The organism is Microbacterium paludicola (genome assembly GCF_039529675.1).
In the GTDB taxonomy this organism is placed as follows: Bacteria; Actinomycetota; Actinomycetes; order Actinomycetales; family Microbacteriaceae; genus Microbacterium; species Microbacterium paludicola.
This window is the reverse complement of record NZ_BAAANG010000003.1, coordinates 48,589-67,747: the sequence shown is the minus strand read 5'-3', so window position 1 is coordinate 67,747 and position 19,159 is coordinate 48,589. Positions and strand designations below refer to the sequence as shown.

At 71.7% G+C, this 19,159-nt stretch carries 16 protein-coding genes; 5 read left to right on the top strand and 11 right to left on the bottom strand.

Annotated features, from left to right (window positions below):
- Positions 1-18: 18 nt before the first annotated feature.
- Genes ABD161_RS03055 through ABD161_RS03045 form a run of 3 tightly spaced genes read right to left on the bottom strand, consistent with a single transcriptional unit; the run spans position 19 to position 2,394 of the window.
- Complete coding sequence (locus tag ABD161_RS03055) at positions 19-981, bottom strand: CPBP family intramembrane glutamic endopeptidase (RefSeq protein ID WP_343999580.1); 963 nt, start codon at positions 979-981, stop codon at positions 19-21.
- Entirely contained in the window at positions 981-2,012 is a 1,032-nt protein-coding gene (locus ABD161_RS03050) for a DUF1648 domain-containing protein (RefSeq protein ID WP_343999578.1), read from the bottom strand. The genes ABD161_RS03055 and ABD161_RS03050 overlap by 1 nt, the downstream gene beginning before the upstream one ends.
- Positions 2,013-2,043: 31 nt before the next feature.
- The gene (locus ABD161_RS03045; protein WP_343999576.1) at positions 2,044-2,394 is read right to left on the bottom strand and encodes a GntR family transcriptional regulator; all 351 of its coding nucleotides are present in this window, start codon (positions 2,392-2,394) and stop codon (positions 2,044-2,046) included.
- An 85-nt stretch (positions 2,395-2,479) separates the two neighbouring features.
- Between ABD161_RS03045 and ABD161_RS03040 the strand changes: the two genes are divergently transcribed.
- On the top strand, positions 2,480-3,742 hold the full coding sequence (locus ABD161_RS03040) for an APC family permease (RefSeq protein WP_343999574.1): 1,263 nt from the start codon (positions 2,480-2,482) through the stop codon (positions 3,740-3,742).
- Between the two features lie 21 nt (positions 3,743-3,763).
- Here the strand turns inward: ABD161_RS03040 and hisS are convergent, their stop codons facing one another.
- From hisS to mfd, 5 genes are all read right to left on the bottom strand, one after another.
- The gene (hisS, locus tag ABD161_RS03035; RefSeq protein WP_425560778.1) at positions 3,764-5,023 is read right to left on the bottom strand and encodes a histidine--tRNA ligase; all 1,260 of its coding nucleotides are present in this window, start codon (positions 5,021-5,023) and stop codon (positions 3,764-3,766) included.
- Positions 5,024-5,180: 157 nt separating this feature from the next.
- Entirely contained in the window at positions 5,181-5,837 is a 657-nt protein-coding gene (locus ABD161_RS03030) for a nucleoside triphosphate pyrophosphohydrolase (RefSeq protein ID WP_343999570.1), read from the bottom strand.
- A 35-nt stretch (positions 5,838-5,872) separates the two neighbouring features.
- A complete protein-coding gene (nhaA, locus tag ABD161_RS03025; RefSeq protein WP_343999568.1) occupies positions 5,873-7,033 on the bottom strand; it encodes a Na+/H+ antiporter NhaA in 1,161 nt (386 codons plus the stop codon).
- A gap of 122 nt (positions 7,034-7,155) precedes the next feature.
- Positions 7,156-7,458, bottom strand: coding sequence for a GNAT family N-acetyltransferase (locus tag ABD161_RS03020; RefSeq protein WP_343999566.1), 303 nt, complete (start codon positions 7,456-7,458; stop codon positions 7,156-7,158).
- A gap of 31 nt (positions 7,459-7,489) precedes the next feature.
- On the bottom strand, positions 7,490-11,125 hold the full coding sequence (gene mfd, locus ABD161_RS03015; protein ID WP_343999564.1) for a transcription-repair coupling factor: 3,636 nt from the start codon (positions 11,123-11,125) through the stop codon (positions 7,490-7,492).
- 307 nt (positions 11,126-11,432) lie between these two features.
- Between mfd and ABD161_RS03010 the strand changes: the two genes are divergently transcribed.
- Complete coding sequence (locus ABD161_RS03010) at positions 11,433-11,981, top strand: hypothetical protein (RefSeq protein WP_343999562.1); 549 nt, start codon at positions 11,433-11,435, stop codon at positions 11,979-11,981.
- A 9-nt stretch (positions 11,982-11,990) separates the two neighbouring features.
- On the opposite strand, the gene pth is transcribed toward ABD161_RS03010, so the two are convergent.
- Both pth and ABD161_RS03000 read right to left on the bottom strand, forming a co-directional pair.
- Entirely contained in the window at positions 11,991-12,575 is a 585-nt protein-coding gene (gene pth / locus ABD161_RS03005) for an aminoacyl-tRNA hydrolase (RefSeq protein WP_343999560.1), read from the bottom strand.
- Positions 12,576-12,653: 78 nt separating this feature from the next.
- Positions 12,654-13,277 (bottom strand): 50S ribosomal protein L25/general stress protein Ctc, encoded by a 624-nt coding sequence (locus ABD161_RS03000; RefSeq protein WP_343999557.1) that lies wholly within the window; start codon positions 13,275-13,277, stop codon positions 12,654-12,656.
- A 513-nt stretch (positions 13,278-13,790) separates the two neighbouring features.
- Between ABD161_RS03000 and gndA the strand changes: the two genes are divergently transcribed.
- On the top strand, positions 13,791-15,194 hold the full coding sequence (gene gndA, locus ABD161_RS02995; RefSeq protein WP_425560777.1) for an NADP-dependent phosphogluconate dehydrogenase: 1,404 nt from the start codon (positions 13,791-13,793) through the stop codon (positions 15,192-15,194).
- Between the two features lie 163 nt (positions 15,195-15,357).
- Here the strand turns inward: gndA and ABD161_RS02990 are convergent, their stop codons facing one another.
- Complete coding sequence (locus ABD161_RS02990; protein ID WP_343999554.1) at positions 15,358-16,683, bottom strand: FAD-binding oxidoreductase; 1,326 nt, start codon at positions 16,681-16,683, stop codon at positions 15,358-15,360.
- 116 nt (positions 16,684-16,799) lie between these two features.
- Between ABD161_RS02990 and ABD161_RS02985 the strand changes: the two genes are divergently transcribed.
- The gene (locus ABD161_RS02985; RefSeq protein ID WP_343999552.1) at positions 16,800-17,531 is read left to right on the top strand and encodes a response regulator transcription factor; all 732 of its coding nucleotides are present in this window, start codon (positions 16,800-16,802) and stop codon (positions 17,529-17,531) included.
- Between the two features lie 77 nt (positions 17,532-17,608).
- A complete protein-coding gene (locus ABD161_RS02980) occupies positions 17,609-19,051 on the top strand; it encodes a sensor histidine kinase (protein WP_425560776.1) in 1,443 nt (480 codons plus the stop codon).
- The last annotated feature ends 108 nt before the right edge of the window (positions 19,052-19,159 follow it).

Sequence of the window (19,159 nt, the reverse complement as noted above, 5' to 3'; positions counted from 1 at the left end):
GATACCGCCCCGGCCGCCTCAGCCGGTCACACCGCGCGGGTCACGCGGCCGCTCCAGCACGTCGCGGCGGAACTGCCCCGTCAGGGCGAGCACACCCACGACCACGGCGAGCACGAGCCACGACACCGCGCCGAGCGGTCCGACGAGCGCCGGATCGGGCCTTTCGCCCACCGCGACGAGCAGGGCGAGCAGCCCCGCCGCCGCGTTCAGCGCCCCGTGAGCCACGACCGCGGGCCAGACGCTGCCCGTGCGCAGCCGGCTCCAGCCCAGCAGCACGCCCCACGCCATGCAGCCGGCGACCATGAGCAGCACGCCGATCACATCGCCGCGCCCGAAGTTGTAGCCGAGCAGGATGATCGGCGCGTGCCACAGACCCCAGACCGCGCCGGTCACCAGCAGCGAAGGCCACACCCCCAGCGGTCGCAGCGCGGACAGCAGCCAGCCGCGCCAGCCGATCTCCTCGCCGAACGCGGGGATCGCGTTGATCAGCGCGCCCAGGGGGAGGGCGATCAGCTGCCCCACCACCACCGCCTGGATCGGCACGACCGACAGGTCGACGCCCGCCTGCTCGAGTGCGCCGGCGAAGCCCGAGAACCCGACCAGGTCGAGTCGCACGAGACCCAAGGCGGCCGACAGGAACACGGTCAGCGCGACGATCAGCGGCGGTACGAACACGGCTGCGACAAGGAAGCCGATCGTGCGCCCCGCGGGCCGCAGAGGCCACATGCCGAGGAAGCGCATCCCTCGACCCCGTCCTGGCACGCGGGCGATCAGGCATACGACCAGCGTCGCGATGCCCGGGGCGAACATCATCACCGGTAGAAGCACGCCGACAAGGGGCGAGGCGAGCCCGTCGCCGAGCCACAGCGGCAGCGCGACCAGCCAGGCAAGCGCCACCGCCGTGCCCACGAACAGCGCCACGGCCGGCCACGGCACGGCCCCCGCGCCATCGGCCCGCTGTGCGTGATCTGCGCGATCCACTACTCGTCCTTCCTCTCGTCGAATCCACGGAGCAGACCCGCGGCGGTGGCCGCGTCATCCACCGTGATGGTGAAGACCCTCCCGTCGCGGCGGGTGATGCGCAGCGCCTCGCCGCGGCGCGTGACGACGCCCGTGCCGGAGCCGAGCGCGACGCGCCAGCCCCACCCGCCGTACTCGGCGAACGGCTCGACGTGCACGACCTCGGCGCGCGCGATCTCACCGCGCGCTATGCGGACGCCCGGCCAGGCCATGGCAGAACGCACGTGGAGCCCTTCATCGTCCACCCGCACCCGGAACACGATGGTCGTGGCGACGGCGAGCATCACGAGCAGCGTGACGCCGACGGAGATGAGAGATCCTGCGCCCGGCGCCCCGATCCGTCCGGTCTCGGTGACGGCGGCGACGACCGCACTGCCGAGGGCGAAGACCAGAGCGAGGCCCAGCACCACGAGGCCGGCGCGCGACACGGTCGCGGTCTGCAGCCACACGGCCCGTTCTCCGGGCGCGACCGGCACCGCGGCGGGCGGCTCGGGCGTCTTGCCGGCTGCCGGCGCGTCTCGCACGATCAGCCATGCGGCGAGCGAGGCGACAACGGCGAGCAGCACGCTGATGCCGAGCAGTGGAAGGATCTCGGGGGAATCGCCCGCCCCCGCGAGACCCGCCTGCGCCGCGAGAGCGCCGGTCGACAGCGTGCCGAGGAACACAACGAGGAACCACACCATGGCGGCAGAGACGCGCAGGGGTCCGCGGCTCCCGTCAGGCCGCGCTCCGAGGGCGGCGGGAGCGGCGATCAGCAGCGGCAGGCCGGCTCCCAGCGCCATGCTCAGCGCGGGGAAGGTCCACGCGGGCCCGAACCCGTCGGGGCGGCCGTCCGCGCCCCAGTGGATCGCGACGACCTCCGGCACACCGGGGAGGATCGCCAGCTGCGCGATCGCGAAGATCGCCGACACGACGATGGGCGCCGCCAGCGCCACGATGCGGAACCGGCGGATGGCGCGGTCTCGCTCTTCGAGCACGGATGTCGCTGTCATTGTGTCCTCCTCTGCGAGGGCGGGCGGGGAGTCAGGTGGAGATGTCGCGCACCATCGCGACGAGGGCCTCGCGCGGCACGCCCTCGCGCTCGGCGCGCAGCACCAGCGCTTCGACCTGCGCCCGCAGCGCGGCAAGGGGTGACGCCGCGTCGGTGATGACCGCACCCCGTCCGCGACGCATGTCGATCAGACCCTCGTCGCGCAGCTGCTGGTACGCGTGCAGCACGGTGTGCAGGTTCACGCCGAGCGCGGCGGCGACCTCGCGGGCCGCCGGCAGGCGGTCACCCGGCCTCATCCGCCCCGCGGCGGCATCCGCCCGGATGGAGGACGCGAGCTGCGCGAACACCGGTTCATCGCGGGTCGGGTCGATCCGTGCGAGCATGCAGTTATTCTATCAGAACTGGAACACTTTGCGCCGTGGCCATCACGACATCGACGTGCCATCCTCGCCGCATATACTCCGGCGCATGAGTGCGCCGCCGACCCTCGCCCGCCGTCTCGGCCTCGCCGACGCCGTCGCCATCGGCCTGGGCGCCATGATCGGCGCGGGCGTGTTCTCCGCGTTCGCTCCCGCCGCGCAGGCTGCAGGCCCCTGGCTGCTGGCGGGCCTCGCGATCGCGGCCGTCGTGGCGTACTGCAACGCGACCGCCTCCGCGCAGCTCGCGGCGGTGCACACGATCGCGGGAGGCACCTACGCGTACGGGCGCGCCGAGCTCGGCGCCTGGTGGGGATTCTCCGCGGGCTGGTGCTTCGTCATCGGCAAGCTGGCAAGCTGCGCGGCGATGGCGATGACCTTCGCCGCCTATGCCGCACCGGCCGGATGGGAGCGCCCCGTGGCGATCGCGGCCGTGGCGGCGCTTGTGGGAGTGAACCTCCTCGGTGTGACCCGCACGGCCCTTGCCGCCAAGATCATCGTCGCGGTCTCCCTGCTGACGCTCGCCGTGGCGGTCGCCGCGGGGTTCACCGCTCCCGCAGCCGCCGGAGGGGCCTTCGCGGGCGAGCTGCCGAGCGGCGTGTGGGGGCTGCTGCAGTCGGCGGGGCTGCTGTTCTTCGCGTTCGCCGGGTACGCACGGATCGCCACGATGGGCGAGGAGGTGAGGGATCCGTCCCGCACGATCCCGCGGGCGATCACGATCGCCTTCCTGGTGGCCCTCGTCGTGTACGCCGCGGTCGGCGCGATGCTGCTGTGGACGCTCGGCGCCGCGGGCACCGCGGCGTCCACGGCTCCCCTGTCGGACGCGGTCGTCGCCGCGGGATGGGAGTGGGCCTCCCCCGTCGTGCGCGTGGGGGCCGCCGCCGCCTCACTCGGCGCCCTGCTGGCGCTGATCGCCGGCATCGGGCGGACGAGCCTCGCGATGGCGCGGGAGCATGACCTTCCGGCGTTCCTGTCGGCGATCCATCCGCGGTTCCACGTGCCGCACCGCGCCGAACTGGCGGTGGGCGTGGTCGTGATCGCCGTCGTCGCCTTCGCCGACCTGCGCGGCGCGATCGGGTTCTCGTCCTTCGGCGTGCTGCTGTACTACCTCGTCGCGAACCTCGCCGCCTACCGTCAGGGCGCGGCCGTCCGCCGCTACCCGCGCTGGCTGCAGGTCCTCGGCGCCGCCGGGTGCGTGCTGCTCGCCTTCACCCTGCCGTGGCCGAGCGTCGTCGCGGGTGCCGCGGTGCTCGCGATCGGCCTGATCGCGCGCGCGATCCGCCTCCATCACGAGCGCGCCCGGGCCGCCGACTGAGCCTGCGGCCGCGGGGCCGCCTCAGACCGAGAGGCTCTTGAGCTCCAGCGCGTCGCGGTCGACGCCCGCGCGCACCGTCGCGAACGCCGTGTAGCCGTCCGCCGTGGCGCGCTCGAGAAGGGCCTTCAGGTTCTTCGTGCGCTGTTCGAGGCGCACGCGCGAGCCCTCCGCGATCAGCCGCGCCTTGAGCGCCAGCAGCTCGGCGACCGGCACGTCCCGGTCGTGCACGAGCACGACGGCCGGCGCGGCATCCGCATCCTGCAGCGAGACGAGATCGGCGATCCGCTCGAAGCCGATCGAGAACCCGACGGCCGGGACGTCCTGCCCGAGGAAGCGTCCGATCATGCCGTCGTAGCGCCCGCCTCCGCCGAGCGAGTACGACACCGACGGGTGCGCGAGCTCGAAGATCGTGCCGGTGTAGTAGCCCATGCCACGCACGAGGAACGGGTCGAACTGCAGCGGGACGTCGCCCGCGGGGCGCGCCGCGGCGACCGACTCGCCGATGCCGACGAGATGCGCGACGACCTCATCGGACACGCCTTCGGGCAGCGTCTTGCGGATCTGCGCCTCGCCGTACGGCAGGAGCTCGCGTGTCTGGGGCCGGTTCAGGAAGGCGTCGAATGCGTCCACCGCGGTCGCGGTCGCGCCGCGCTCGCGCAGCTCGGCGGTCACGCCCGAGGGCCCGACCTTGTCGAGCTTGTCGATCGTGATCAGGACGCCGGGGCGCTCGTCGGGCGCGAAGCCGAACACATCGAGCATCGCGTCGAGCGCGCGGCGGTCGTTGATCCTGACCGTCGCACCCTCCAGGGACAGCGCATCGAGGGTGTCGAGGGAGGCGGCGATCAGCTCGGCCTCGGCGCGTGCGGAGGCGTCGCCGATGATATCGATGTCGCACTGCATGAACTGGCGGTAGCGACCCTTCTGCGGCCGCTCCGCGCGCCAGACCGGGGCGATCTGGATCGACCGGAACACCGTCGGCAGGGCGGCGCGGTTCGTCGCGTAGAAACGCGCCAAGGGGACGGTGAGGTCGTACCGCAGCCCGAGGTCGGTCAGGGCCGCCTGATCGTCCGCCGCCGCGTGGATCGCCTCGGCGTCGAGACCCCGGCGCAGGATGTTGAAGGCGAGCTTCTCGTTGTCGCCGCCGATGCCCGCGTGCAGGCGCGCGTACTCCTCCACGACGGGCGTCTCGATCTCGTCGAACCCGTGCGCGCGGTAGCGATCGCGGATGACGGCGAGCACGCGCTCGCGGCGAGCCTTGTCGGCGGGGAGGAAGTCGCGCATGCCGCGCGGCGCATTAACGGAAGCCATAGCGGCTCCATTCTCCCAGATCCGCGGCGAGCCCCGAGAATCCAAGCCCGCCCTGAGAATCCAGTCCCCCACGAATTCTCGGCGCGGAGATGGATTCTCGCGGCCAAGTGAGGTGTGAGGGCGGGGGCGATCAGCCCTCGGCGGCGCGGATCTCGTCCTCGAGCAGGCGCAGGCGCTCGCGCAGCGCGCGCTCTGCGTCCCAGCCGTTCGCGCGGGCCGCGGCGGTGAGGGTCAGCAGCAGGTCGCCGAGCTCCTCCTCCGACTCGGGCACCGCCCCCACCTCGGCGGCGTCGTGGACGGCGAGCGCGATGTCGGCGCCCACCCCGACCTGCCCGGCCTTGCCGAGCAGCTTCTGGGCGAGCGCGAGCGACGGCATCGACCGGGCGACGCCATCCAGCACGCTGGCGCGCTGACGCTTCTCGGCGGCCTTCGCCGCGTTCCACAGCTCGAGCACCCGCTCCGGCGTCTCGGCGGTCTCCCCGGCGAAGACGTGCGGATGCCGTCGCACCATCTTCTCCACCAGGGTCGCGGCGACGTCGTCCACGTCGAACGGGGCATCCGTCGCGCGGGAGGCGATCTCGGCATGGAACAGCACCTGCCACAGCAGGTCGCCGAGCTCCTCGCGCATGTCGGCCGCGTCGCCCGACTCGATCGCATCGATCAGCTCGTGGCTCTCCTCCACCAGGTAAGGCACGAGCGCGCGGTGGTCGATCTGCTGCGTCCACACGCAGCGGTCGCGCACCGCGCGCATCGTCTCGACGGCCTCTCGCAGCGGGTCGCGTTCCATTGGCCCATTCTCCGCCGGTTCGCGGACCATCCGGCTCACGAAGCGGCAGCGGTGAGGCGATAGTGGCGCGCCCGCAGCGACACGATCACAGCCGAGAGCACAAGCGCGATGAGAGACCCGCCGAGCACGCCGAGGATCGCCTGGTCGCGGATCGCATCGTTCTCCGTGTACGCGAGGTTCGCCAGCAGCAGAGACACCGTGAACCCGACACCGCCGAGCGTCCCCGCGGCGACGATGTCGAGGAACCTGACGCCCGGTGCCGTTCCGCGCGGCCGGATCCGCATGGCGAGCCAGCCGAACAGCGTGATGCCGATGATCTTGCCGAGCGGCAGCGCGACCACCACTGCCCAGAGCGCGGGCGACAGCTCGGTCGGCGAGACCTGCGGGATCACGACGAGGGCGGCAACGAAGGCGAACAGCGGCAGGATCGCGCCGTTGATCCACGGCTCGAGGACGTGCCTCGCGCGCATCCCCGGTCCCTGCTGCACGGCGAGGCCGAGCAGCACGCCGGCGATGGTGGCGTGCACCCCCGACAGCAGCACGAACGCCCAGGCGGCGACGGCCGTGACGATCATCAGCACCACCACCACGGTCTGCGCGCGGCGCGTGTCGGGATCGATCCGGCTGAGGACGGCGAACGCGACCACGAGCAGGGCGCCGATGCCGAGCATGCCGAGGTCGATACCGTGCGCGAAGACGACGGCGATGAAGATGATGCCGACGATGTCGTCGATGATCGCCAGCGCGAGCAGGAACACGCGAACGGGAGACGGCAGTCCCCGCCCGAAGACGGCGAGCACGCCAAGCGCGAACGCGATGTCGGTCGCGGTCGGGATCGGCCAGCCGTCGGCCGTGGCGGGGTCGTGACCGGCGATCGCCAGGAAGACGAGGATCGGCACGATCACGCCTCCGGCCGCGGCGATCGCGGGCTGCACCGCCTTGCGCACGCTCGAGAGCTCGCCGCTCGTGAGCTCGTACTGCAGCTCGACGGCGACGCCGAAGAAGAAGATCGCCAGCAGGCCGTCGGAGACCCAGTGCGCGAGAGACAGGTCGATCGGCGTCCCGGGGACAGCGAGATGCACGTGGCTCGCATCGATCACCGCCTCGCCGAACGGGAGGTTGGCGATGAGCAGGCCGATGGCCGCCGCCGTGAGCAGGAGGACGGCGGGGAAACGCTCGGAACGAAGCAGGTGCATGTGCGCCTTTCGGGATGGGGCAGCAGGTCAGACGGGTCGCTCACCCGCCGCCGACCAGACTTCCCGGCACTCCTTCTTCCACCCTACCGGCCGGGCCCGACCCGCCGCCCGGCCCGGGCCCGTCAGGCGACCAGGCTCGTTCGATCCGGATGCCGCTCGAGCCAGCCCTGCACGAAGGTGCACACCGGCACGATCTTCACGCCGCGCTCGCGGGCGTCGTCGAAGGCACGGGTCGCCAGGCGGCCCCCGATGCCGTGCCCGGCGTGCTCCTCCCACACGACCGTGTGCAGCAGCGTCCTGGTGCCCTCGCCGTCGTCGTAGGCGAGCACCCCCGCGAGGTCGCGCGCGCCCGTTTCCTCGTCGATCACGAACGCCTCGTAGCGGGTGCGCGCGACGTTCTCCGCGACGGCGATCTCCGGTTCCATGGGCCCATCCAACCGCGCGCAGCGGACGCGCTCAAGACGCGGCGTCCTCCACCGGCTTCGGGGCCGGCCAGAGCGCGTCGAGCAGCTGCCGCACCCAGGCGAGCAGGTCGGCGTCGCCGAGCGGCTCGCCGCCCGCGGTCGGCAGCGGCACGACCATCGCCTCGCCGCCCGAGAGCAGCTTGGCTCCCGGGTAGAGGCGCTGCAGCCGCACGCGCATCGACTCGGGGAGATTCGCCGGTGCGATGCGCAGGTTGCGCCCCATCGCGACGACGTCGGTGAGGCCTGCCTGCGCGGCGCGGCGCCGGAGGCGGGCGGCCGCGATCAGGCCGTCGACCTCGGGCGGGGGTGTGCCGTAGCGGTCGGTGAGCTCCTCGACCACCAGGTCGATCGCGTCGTCCTTCGCCGTCGCGGTCGCCGCGGCGGACAGCTTCTGGTACGCCTCGAGCCGCAGTCGCTCGGCGTCGATGAAGGACTCGGGCAGGCGCGCCTCGATGGGCAGCTCGAGCCGCAGCTCGACGGGGCCCTCGGTCTCGTCACCGCGGAAGGTCGCGACGGCCTCGCCGATCATCCGCAGGTAGAGGTCGAAGCCGACGCCCGCGATGTGACCGGCCTGCTCGGCGCCGAGCAGGTTGCCCGCGCCACGCAGCTCGAGGTCCTTCATCGCCACCTGGATGCCCGAGCCGAGGTCGTTGTGCACGGCGATCGTCTGCAGGCGGTCGGCGGCGGTCTCGCTCAGCGGCTTGTTCTCGTCGTACACGAAGTACGCGTAGGCGCGCTCGCGTCCGCGGCCGACGCGCCCGCGCAGCTGGTGGAGCTGCGCGAGGCCGTACTTGTCGGCGCGATCGATGATGATCGTGTTCGCGTTGGTGATGTCGATGCCGGTCTCGATGATCGTCGTGCAGACGAGCACGTCGAACTTGCGCTCCCAGAAGTCGTCGACGACCTGCTCGAGCTGGTGCTCGCCCATCTTCCCGTGCGCGATCGCGATGCGGGCATCCGGCACCAGCTCGGCGAGATGCGCGGCGACCGCGTTGATCGAGGTGACGCGGTTGTGGACGTAGAACACCTGCCCCTCGCGCAGCAGCTCGCGCCGGATCGCGGCGGAGATCTGCTTGTCGTTGCGCGGGCCGACGTACGACAGGATCGGATGCCGGTCCTCGGGCGGGGTCGCGAGCGTGGACATCTCGCGGATGCCGGTGACCGCCATCTCGAGCGTGCGCGGGATCGGCGTGGCCGACATCGCGAGGATGTCGACGTTGGTCTTGAGCTTCTTGAGCTGGTCCTTGTGCTCGACGCCGAAGCGCTGCTCCTCGTCGATGATCATCAGGCCAAGGTCCTTGAAGATCACCTGGTCGGTCAGGATGCGGTGCGTGCCGATCACCATGTCGACCGTGCCGTCGAGAAGGCCGTCGAGGGTCTTGCGTGCCTCGGTGGCGGTCTGGAAGCGCGAGAGCGGCTTGACCACGACCGGGAACCCGGCGAAGCGCTCCTGGAAGGTCTCGAGGTGCTGCTTCACAAGCAGCGTCGTCGGCACGAGCATCGCGACCTGCTTGCCGTCCTGGATCGCCTTGAACGCCGCGCGCACCGCGACCTCGGTCTTGCCGAAGCCCACGTCGCCGGACAGCAGGCGGTCCATCGGGATCGGGCGCTCCATGTCGCGCTTGACCTCGTCGATGGTCTGCAGCTGGTCGGGGGTCTCCGCGAACGGGAACGCCTCCTCCAGCTCGCGCTGCCACGGGGTGTCGGGCCCGAACGCGTGTCCCTTCGCCGCCATGCGCGCCGAGTACAGCTTCACCAGCTCGACGGCGATGTCGCGCACCGCACGGCGGGCCTTGCCCTTCGCCTGGGCCCAGTCGCTGCCGCCCATCTTCGACAGCGTGGGCGCCTCGCCGCCGACGTACTTCGACAGCAGGTCGAGCTGGTCGGTCGGCACGTACAGCTTGTCGCCCGGGTAGCCGCGCTTCGACGGCGCGTACTCGAGCACGAGGTAGTCGCGCTCGCTCTTGACCGCGTTGCGGCCACCGCTCGAGACCTGGCGCTTGGTCATCTCCACGAAGCGGCCGATTCCGTGCGTCGCGTGGACGACGTGGTCGCCGGGCTTGAGCTGCAGCGGATCCACGACGTTGCGCCGACGCGAGGCGAGCTTCTTCACGACGCGGGCGTCGCCGCCGATCGTGCGCCCGTAGAACTCGGTCTCGGTCAGCAGGGCGAGCTTCGCCTCGGCGACCTCGAAGCCGCGCTCGACGCTGGCCTGCGTCAGGATGGCGACGCCCGGTTCGGGGGCGTCGTCGAGCGACTCGACGATGCGCGCCGCGAGCCCGCGCTCCGCGAGCACGTCGCGCGCGCGCTCGACGAGGCCCGCGCCGCTCGCGGCCACGACGACGTGCCAGCCGTCCGCGAGTCGCGCTGCGATGTGCTCGACCGCACCGTCGACGTTGCCCGCGAACGACGGGACGGCGGAGCCGCGGATGCGGAACGCCGATCGGCCGTCCTCCGAGTAGACCTCGGGGGCCGTCTTCACCCCGTCGTCGGCGAGGGCGTCGAGCTCGGCCGCGATGTCGGCGGCGCCCGAGTCGAACGGGCTCAGCGTCCACCACACGCCGCGGCGGTCGCGGACGTCGTCGTGAAGGCGCGAGATCGGCAGGAAGTCGCCGGCGTCGAGGTTGATCGGCGCCCGCGCTCCGCTGGTGGCGGCGCTCCATGCCGCCTCGAGGAACTCGCGGTTCGTCTCCCCCAGGGTGATCGCGCGCGAGACAGCGCGCTCGGGGTCGACGAGCGCGACGGCCGCGCCCTCCGGCAGGTACTCGACGATGGACACCAGCGGGCCGGCGACGACGGGAGTGAGCGACTCCATGCCGTCGACGGGGATCCCCTGCCCCATCTTCTCGAGCATCTGCGCGATGCCGGGGAACTCGTGCTGGAGCTCGCGCGCGCGACCCCGCACGTCGTCCGTGAGCAGCAGCTCGCGGCTCGGGACAAGCTCGACATCCCGGATCTCCCCCGGCAGCGACCGCTGGTCGGCGACCGAGAACGCGCGGATCTGATCCACCTCGTCCCCGAAGAACTCCACCCGGTAGGGGTGATCGGCGATCGGCGGGAAGACATCCAGGATGCCGCCGCGCACGGCGAACTCGCCGCGGCGGGAGACCATGTCGACGCGGGCGTACGCGAGCTCGACGAGCCGGCGGACCACCTCATCCAGCTCGGCACCGCGCTCGCCCACCGCAAGCCGGATCGGGGCCGCGTCGCCCAGCCCCCGCGCGATCGGCTGGATCGCCGAGCGCACCGAGGTCGTGATCACGAGCGGGGCGGATCCATCCCACGTCGCGAGCCGGCGCAGGGTCGCCAGGCGGCGCCCCACGGTCTCGGGGCTCGGGCTGAGGCGCTCGTGCGGCAGCGTCTCCCACGACGGGAAGTCGCGCACCTCCGCCTCGGGCATGACGGCGCTCAGCGCCGCCGCGAGGCTCTCGGCCCGCCTGCCGGTCGCCGCGATCGCCAGCAGTACGGGCGGATGCCCCGCCCGCACTCGGCGCGCAAGCAGCGCGGCGAGGGCCGGGGCATCGAGCCCGTCGACGAGCGAGAGGTCGGCATCGACCGCGGATGCCGCAAGAGCGTCCCGGAACGATTCGGCGGTCTCGAGGGCGCGCAGAATCCCCTGAACAGTCACTTCTTTATTTTAGGTGGTGCATTGGGGAGCGGGATCGACCGCTGCGCGCCCGCGCAAGCGCGGACACTCCCGTTCGATGTGCTGTCGCTTCGCTCCATCGACGACGGACGTCGCGTTATGGAGATGGTCGGCAGTCGCTGCGCTCCACGCTCGCTTCGCTCGCTTCGCTCGCACCTGGGGCGCACATCACCGGGGCCGGGTGGCGCACATCCCCGTGCGGCGTGGGGCGGCATGGCACACGTCCCAGGGCCCACGTGGCGCACGTCCGTCCCAGGGCAACGTGCCCGCACATCCCTAGGATTGGCCCGTGAGCTCACCCCAGCAGCCGCCGATCCCGCCCGTCCCCCCGCCGCCCGCCCCGGGTGGCTGGCAGCAGCCCGCCGGGTACGGCGCCCCCGGGTACGGAGCGCCCGCCGCGCCGTATCAGCCGCCGCAGGACCCGCGCTACGCCCAGTACCTGCAGGCTCCGCCCGCGCCGAAGCCGTCGAGCGGTCTCGGCATGGTCGCGCTCATCCTGTCCCTCGTCGCGACGATCGGCGGGAGCATCCTGCTCGCCGTCGCGCTGTCCGCGATCGGCAACGGGCTCGGGGCGCGATTCGAGACGATCACCCCCGGCAGCGGGATGGAGGTCCTCACCCCGGTGCGCGACTGGGTGCTCGTCGCGGAGATCGCGGCATGGGGCGGCACCGCACTCGGCATCTGGGCGCTCGTGCAGGGAATCGTCGCGGTCGCCAAGCGTCGCGGCCGCGGCCCCGGGATCGCGGCGATCGTGATCGCCGCCCTCGGTCCGTTCATCGCGGTGGCGGCGGCATTCCTCGGCGCGGTCGCGGGCGTCGCCGGATCCGGCGCGGTCTGATCCGGGCGCCTACGCCTTCGGCGCGTGGTGCTTCTGCTGCGCGGCGAGGAGGCCTTCCTCGACGATCTGCTCGACCGCGTCGGCGGCATCCGAGATCAGGATGGGCAGCGTCTGGCGGTCCTGGGCGCTGAACGGGTCGAGCACCCAGTCGGCCGGGTCCTGGCGACCGGGCGGCCGGCCGATGCCGACCCGCACCCGCGCGAATTCGGGGGTGCCGAGAGCCTTGGCGACGTCGCGGACGCCGTTGTGTCCGCCGTGCCCGCCGCCGATCTTGAGGCGCACCGTGTCGAACGGGATGTCGAGCTCGTCGTGCACGACGATCACGCGCTCCGGTGCGGTGCCGTAGAACCGGGCGAGGTTCGCCACCGGCCCGCCGGAGACGTTCATGAACGAGTTCGGCTTGGCGATCACGAGCTTCGCGCCGCCCGGACGCAGCCATGTCTCGGCGACACGCGCGTTCGCTTTGTGCTGCTTGAACGGCTCGCGCCGCCGGCCGGCAAGCTCGTCCATCACCATCTGACCGACGTTGTGCCGGGTCGCCTCGTAACGAGGGCCGGGGTTGCCCAGCCCGACGATCAGCCACGTGTCTGCCATGGCGTCATCCTCTCAGTGCGCGCGGACATGCGAAGAGGGGACGCGATCTCTCGCGCCCCCTCTTCGACAGGTATCCGATTACTCGGCCGACTCGGCCTCGCCGGCCTCGGGGGCCTCAGCGGCGTCGCCCTCGGTCTCACCCTCGGCGTCCGACGTGGTGTCGAGCTGCGGCGTCGAGACGGCGACGACGAGCGTCTCCGGGTCGGCGACGAGCGTGGCGCCGGCGGGGAGCTCGACCTGACCGGCCGTGACGTGCGCGCCGTCCTCCAGACCCTCGACGTTCACGACGAGGTGCTCGGGGATGCTGATCGCCTCGACCTCGATCGACAGCGTGTTGGCTTCGAGGTTCGCGATCGTGCCGGCGAAGGTCTCGCCCTCGACCTGGACCGGGACGTCGACCGTGACCTTCTCGCCCTTGCGCAGGACGACGAGGTCGACGTGCTCGATGACCTGGCGCACCGGGTCGCGCTGCACGTCCTTGACGAGCGCCAGCTGCGTGGTGCCCTCGAACTTCAGCTCGACGATCGGGTTCGCGTAACGGACGAGCAGCAGCGTCTCGTGACCCGGCAGGGCCAGGTGCACGGGCTCGGTGCCGTGGCCGTACAGGACGGCGGGGATCTGGTGGGCGGCGCGCAGGCGGCGGGCGAAGCCCTTGCCGAACTGGGTGCGCACCTCGGCTGCGAGCGTCTTCTGCTCCGACATGGTGGTATCTCCTCGTGGACGCGCGAAACAGGATGATCCGCGCGATGGTCTGTGGGATGTCTCGACCCAGGCGTCCGGCAGTCACTGCGCAACGCATGGGGAGAGCCACGAGGCCCACCCGCGTCGATAACGGCTGAGCACGCGCGTACGCGGCTCGCCCTCGCCGAGGTCGTTTTCCATCGTACCCGACGAACGGTTACCGTTGTGACGTGATCGATCCCTCGCACCTCCTCGCCGGCATCATCGCGGCAATGTCCATCGTCGCCGCCGTCCTCATCGCCGGCGCGTTCTTCTCACTCGGGCGCTCGGGCTACCGCAAGGACTGATCCCCTCACCGTCACACACGGTCTCAAGTGAGGCCGGGGCGCACTAGCCTGGACGCGACGGGACCGCACGCGCGTCCCGCCCCAAACCCCAGTGATCGCCCCAGTGATCCGTGTGCAAGGAGATCGCGTGACCGACGCTTCCACCACATCCGCCGTCGCCAACATCGGGGTCGTGGGCCTCGCGGTGATGGGCTCGAACCTCGCCCGCAACCTGGCGAGCCGCGAGGGGAACACGGTCGCCGTGTTCAACCGCAGCCGTTCGAAGACCGACGAGCTCCTCGCGGAGCACCCCGAGGCCGAGTTCGTCCCGGCCTACTCGTACGAGGAGTTCGCGGCGTCGCTTGCGAAGCCGCGCACCGCGATCATCATGGTCAAGGCCGGCGCGGGCACCGACGCCGTCATCCAGGCCCTCACCGAGGTCTTCGAACCGGGCGACATCATCGTCGACGGCGGCAACGCGCTGTTCACCGACACCATCCGTCGCGAGAAGGCGGTGCGCGAGACCGGCATCAACTTCGTCGGCGCCGGCATCTCCGGCGGCGAGGAGGGCGCCCTCAACGGCCCCTCGATCATGCCCGGCGGCCCCGAGGAGTCGTGGGTCACGCTCGGCCCGATCCTGAAGTCGATCGCCGCCGTGGCCGAGGGCGAGCCCTGTGTCACGCACATCGGCACCGACGGCGCCGGCCACTTCGTCAAGATGGTGCACAACGGCATCGAGTACGCCGACATGCAGCTCATCGCCGAGGCGTACGACCTGATCCGCCGCGGCACGGGCAAGACGCCCGCCGAGATCGCCGATGTCTTCGCCGAGTGGAACACCGGCGAGCTCGAGTCGTACCTCATCGAGATCACGGCCGAGGTGCTGCGTCAGGACGACGCCGAGACCGGCAAGCCGCTCGTCGACGTCATCCTCGACCAGGCAGGCGCCAAGGGCACCGGCGCGTGGACCGTCCAGACGGCCCTCTCGCTCGGCGTGCCGGTGTCGGGCATCGCCGAGGCGACCTTCGCGCGCTCGCTGTCCTCGCACCCCGAGCAGCGCGAGGCCGCCTCCGCGCTTCCCGGTCCGGATGAGGTCTTCGAGGTCGCCGACGCCGACGCGTTCATCGAGGACGTGCGTCAGGCGCTGTTCGCCTCAAAGATCGTCGCCTACTCGCAGGGCTTCGACGAGATCCGCGCCGGTGCCGCCGAGTACGGCTGGAACATCGACCTCGGCGCCGTGTCGAAGATCTGGCGTGCCGGCTGCATCATCCGCGCGCAGTTCCTCAACCGCATCGCCGACGCCTACGCGGAGACCCCCGAGCTTCCGCTGCTGATGGCCGCCCCGTACTTCGCCGACGCGCTCACGCGCGGCCAGGCGGCGTGGCGCCGCGTGGTGATCGCCGCCACGCAGGCGGGCATCCCCTCGCCGGCGTTCTCGTCGTCGCTTGCGTACTACGACGGCATCCGCGCCGAGCGCCTGCCCGCCGCCCTCGTCCAGGGCCAGCGCGACTTCTTCGGCGCGCACACCTACAAGCGCATCGACAAGCCGGGCACGTTCCACACGCTGTGGTCGGGCGACCGCACCGAGATCGAGGCCGAGGACACCCACTGACGATCCTCGTCTGAGACGGACATCGAGGCCGCACCCGTCTTCGGGTGCGGCCTCGGATGTTCTCGAGGCTAGGAATGCGGTTCATGACCGGGCCGGGCGCGACGTATGGATCCGCTGTGAGGCGCCGGCCTCCGGGCGCGCTCTCGCCGCCTCTGTCTGGCGCTCAGGCCGGCAGCACGTTGTGGTTGCGGCGGAAGACGTTCTGCGGGTCCCACTCGCGCTTGACGGCCGCGAGGCGCGCCATCGTCACCCGCGGGTACATCCGCTCCGCCCAGCCCGGCTCGGTGGACGTCGTGAAGTTGCCGTAGACGCCACCGCCGAGCGACTCGATCTCGTTCCAGTCGCCGAGCGCGCGCGTCCGGGCGGCGGCATCGAGCATCCCCGGCACGTCGAACGCCCCGGCCATCGCGAACCAGGTCGCGTCGCGCGCGGGGAACGCCGACTTCTCCTGCGGGACGTCGCCGTACGCCCCACCCAGCGAGCGCAGGAAGAGCACCGATGCGGGGTTCGACTCGCGGAAGGCCACCAGCCGCTCGATCGCGGCGTCGTCGAGCACCCGGAGCAGGGTGTTGCCGCCGACGAAGCCGGGCATCGGCGTCTCGGGGTCGAACTCCGGCTGCTCGAGCAGCACGTCGGGATACGGGCGCACCCCCAGATCGCGCTCCACGACGCCCGGTACGGCGAGCAGGGGCGCGAGCGCCTCGCGCGCGCGGGTCTCGCCATCCCCCGCCCAGACCGCGCCGATCGAGGATCCGGGAGGAGCACTCGGATCCATCGGCGGGACGTCCATGTACGTCACCGTGAGCTCGCGCGGGGCGTCGGTCATGATGTCCCGCAGCGCCCGCAGCACCTGCCGCGCGTCTCCCTCGAAGCCGAGCTCCGCCGCGAAGACGGCGCGCAGCGGGTGCGCCTCGAAGTCGAACCTCGTCACGACGCCGAAGTTGCCGCCCCCGCCCCGCAGCGCCCACATCAACTCGGGATGCGTGGCGTCGGTCGCCTCGACGACGTCGCCCTCGGCCGTCACGAGCTGGACGCCGACGAGCTGATCGCACGCCAGCCCCCACGCACGCACCATAAGCCCGATGCCGCCGCCGAGCGTGAGGCCGCCCACGCCGACCGACGTCGTGTCGCCCGAGCTGATGCCGAGACCGTGCGATGCGAGCACCGCGGCGACCGCGCCCCAGTGCGCGCCGCCGCCGATGCTCACCCGCGTGCCCTCCACGGCGACGTCGGCGAGGGCGGCGAGATCGAGGGTGAGGCCGCCGGGCACGGAGCCCCAGGCGCTGTGCCCGCCGCTGCGGACAAGGACCTCGACCCCCTCGGCCGCGGCGTACCTGACGGCGGAGCGGACGTTGTCGACGGAGGCGGCCCGGATCACGAGGGCGGGTTCGCCGATCCCGGAGTGGAATCGGCGTGCGGCGTCCCAATCGGGATCGCCGGGACGGATCACGACGCCGCCGAGGGCGGCGTTGATGTCATCGTTGGCCATGGCACGAACGATAGGCCGGGCCACCGACATCGCGGCGCCCTGTGCGCGCGAGGCTCACATCCCACGCATAGTCGGCTCCATAGAAACCTCATAGGTTCTCGCCCACAATTGAGTCCATGAGCACGCACCACTCCCCTGCCCTGCTGCGTTCCGACGGCTCGCCCGTGCGGGTGCTCGTCGTCGACGACGAGCAGATGCTGACCGATCTGCTGTCGATGGCCCTGAAGATGGAGGGCTGGGAGGTGCGCACGGCCGAGAGCGGGTTCGAGGCGCTGCAGGCGGCGAAGGAGTTCCGCCCCGACGCCCTGGTGCTGGACATCATGATGCCCGACCTCGACGGGATGAGCGTGCTGCAGCGCCTGCGCCAGAGCGGCGACGACGTGCCCGTGCTGTTCCTCACCGCGAAGGACGCCGTGGCAGACCGCGTCGCGGGCCTCACGGCCGGCGGCGACGACTACGTCACGAAGCCGTTCAGCCTGGAGGAGGTCGTCGCGCGTCTGCGCGCGCTGATGCGCCGCTCGGGCACCGCGCACGCGGCCGACGACGAGCCGATCCTGCGCGTCGGCGATCTGAGCCTCAACGAGGACAGCCACGAGGTCGAGCGCGACGGCACCGAGATCGAGCTGACGGCCACCGAGTTCGAGCTGCTGCGCTTCCTGATGCGCAACGAGCGCAAGGTCGTGTCGAAGGCGCAGATCCTCGATCGCGTCTGGAGCTACGACTTCGGCGGCCGCTCGAGCGTCGTCGAGCTCTACATCTCGTACCTGCGCAAGAAGATCGACGCGGGCCGCGAGCCCCTCATCCACACCGTGCGCGGCGTCGGCTACATGATCAAGGCTCCGCAGTGAGCTCAGACGGCACGGGCGAGCGGGACGCACCGCAGGGCCGGCCTCCCCGGCACGCGGTGTCGCTTCAGGCGCGGCTGATGCTCACCGTGTTCGGCCTCGTGTCGCTGATCTTCATCGTCGTCGCCGCCATCACGAGCGTGATGCTGAACAGCTCGCTCGAGGACAGGCTCACCGAGCAGGTGCGCAACATGGTGGCCGAGTCGCAGGAGTGGCTCGCCCACTCGCCGGCGATCGATCCGGCCGGCTCGCTCGCCGAGGCCCAGATGCCGCCGGGCACGATCCTGGTGTTCGAGACGCGGGGCGGGGTCCGCAGCGGGGCGGTCGTCGACGCCCATCACACGATCCAGTCACTCTCCGAATCGCAGTTGCGCGGTCTCTCGCTCGGAGAACGCACGATGCCCGAGCAGGACCTTCCCGCGACCGTCGCGGCGGTGTCGACGCTCACTGTGCCCCGGCTCGGCGAGTTCCGGGTGCTCCACGGCGAGATCCTGGGCGGCTACGCGATCATGGGTCAGTCGACGACGGATGTGCGGTCGACGATCGGCCAGATGCTCACGATCATCACGTTCACCACGGCGGCTGGCCTGTTCGTCCTCGGTGCCGCGACGACGCTGGTGATCCGCCAGGGGCTCAAGCCGCTTCGCGCGGTCGCCGAGACCGCGCAGCGCGTGGCGCGGCAGCCCCTCGATCAGGGCGTCGTCTCGATCGAGGAGCGCGTTCCCGTCGAGCAGGCGGATCCGCGCACCGAGACCGGGCGGGTGGGCGCCGCGCTCAACACCCTTCTCGACCACGTGGACGCGTCCCTGCATGCGCGTCAGCGCAACGAGGAGCGGATGCGCCGGTTCGTCGCCGACGCGAGTCACGAGCTGCGCACTCCCCTCGCCTCGATCCGCGGGTACTCCGAGCTGTCGCTCCGGGATCCGTCGCTGACCGAGACGACCGGGCAGTCGCTCGAGCGCATCCAGGCGCAGTCGATCCGGATGACGGGCCTCGTGGAGGACCTGCTTCTGCTTGCCCGGCTCGACGAAGGGCAGGAGCTCGTCTACGGGGCGGTGGATCTCACCCAGCTCGTGCTCGAATCGGTCGCGGATCAGCGGGTGACGGGCCCCGACCACATCTGGCGCATGGACGTGGACGAGGATCCGGTGATCGTCGCGGGTGACGCCGCCCGCCTGAACCAGGTGATCCTGAACCTGCTCGCCAACGCCCGCACCCACACCCCGGCGGGAACCACCGTCACGGTGTCCGTCGGCCACGAGGGAACCGGCAGCGCGACCCGCGGCGTGGTGAAGGTGCACGACGACGGCCCCGGCATCGACCCTGCGCTGCAGGCCGAGCTGTTCACGCGCTTCGCCCGCGGCGACCGATCGCGCGCCCGTGCGACGGGCGGAACCGGCCTCGGCATGGCGATCGTGAAGGCGATCGTCGAGGCGCACCACGGCACGATCACCGTCAGGAGCGCCCCGGGCGACACGACCTTCGAGGTCAGCCTCCCGGCGAAGCCCCGCGACCCCGCCTGACCCGCGGCGCCAAGCGTCGGCTCAAGCCGCGAGTCGGGCCCCGTGCGAGCGAAGCGAGCGTGCCCCGGATGGGGCCCGCAGCGCGAAGCGCTGCCGGCGATGGAGCGA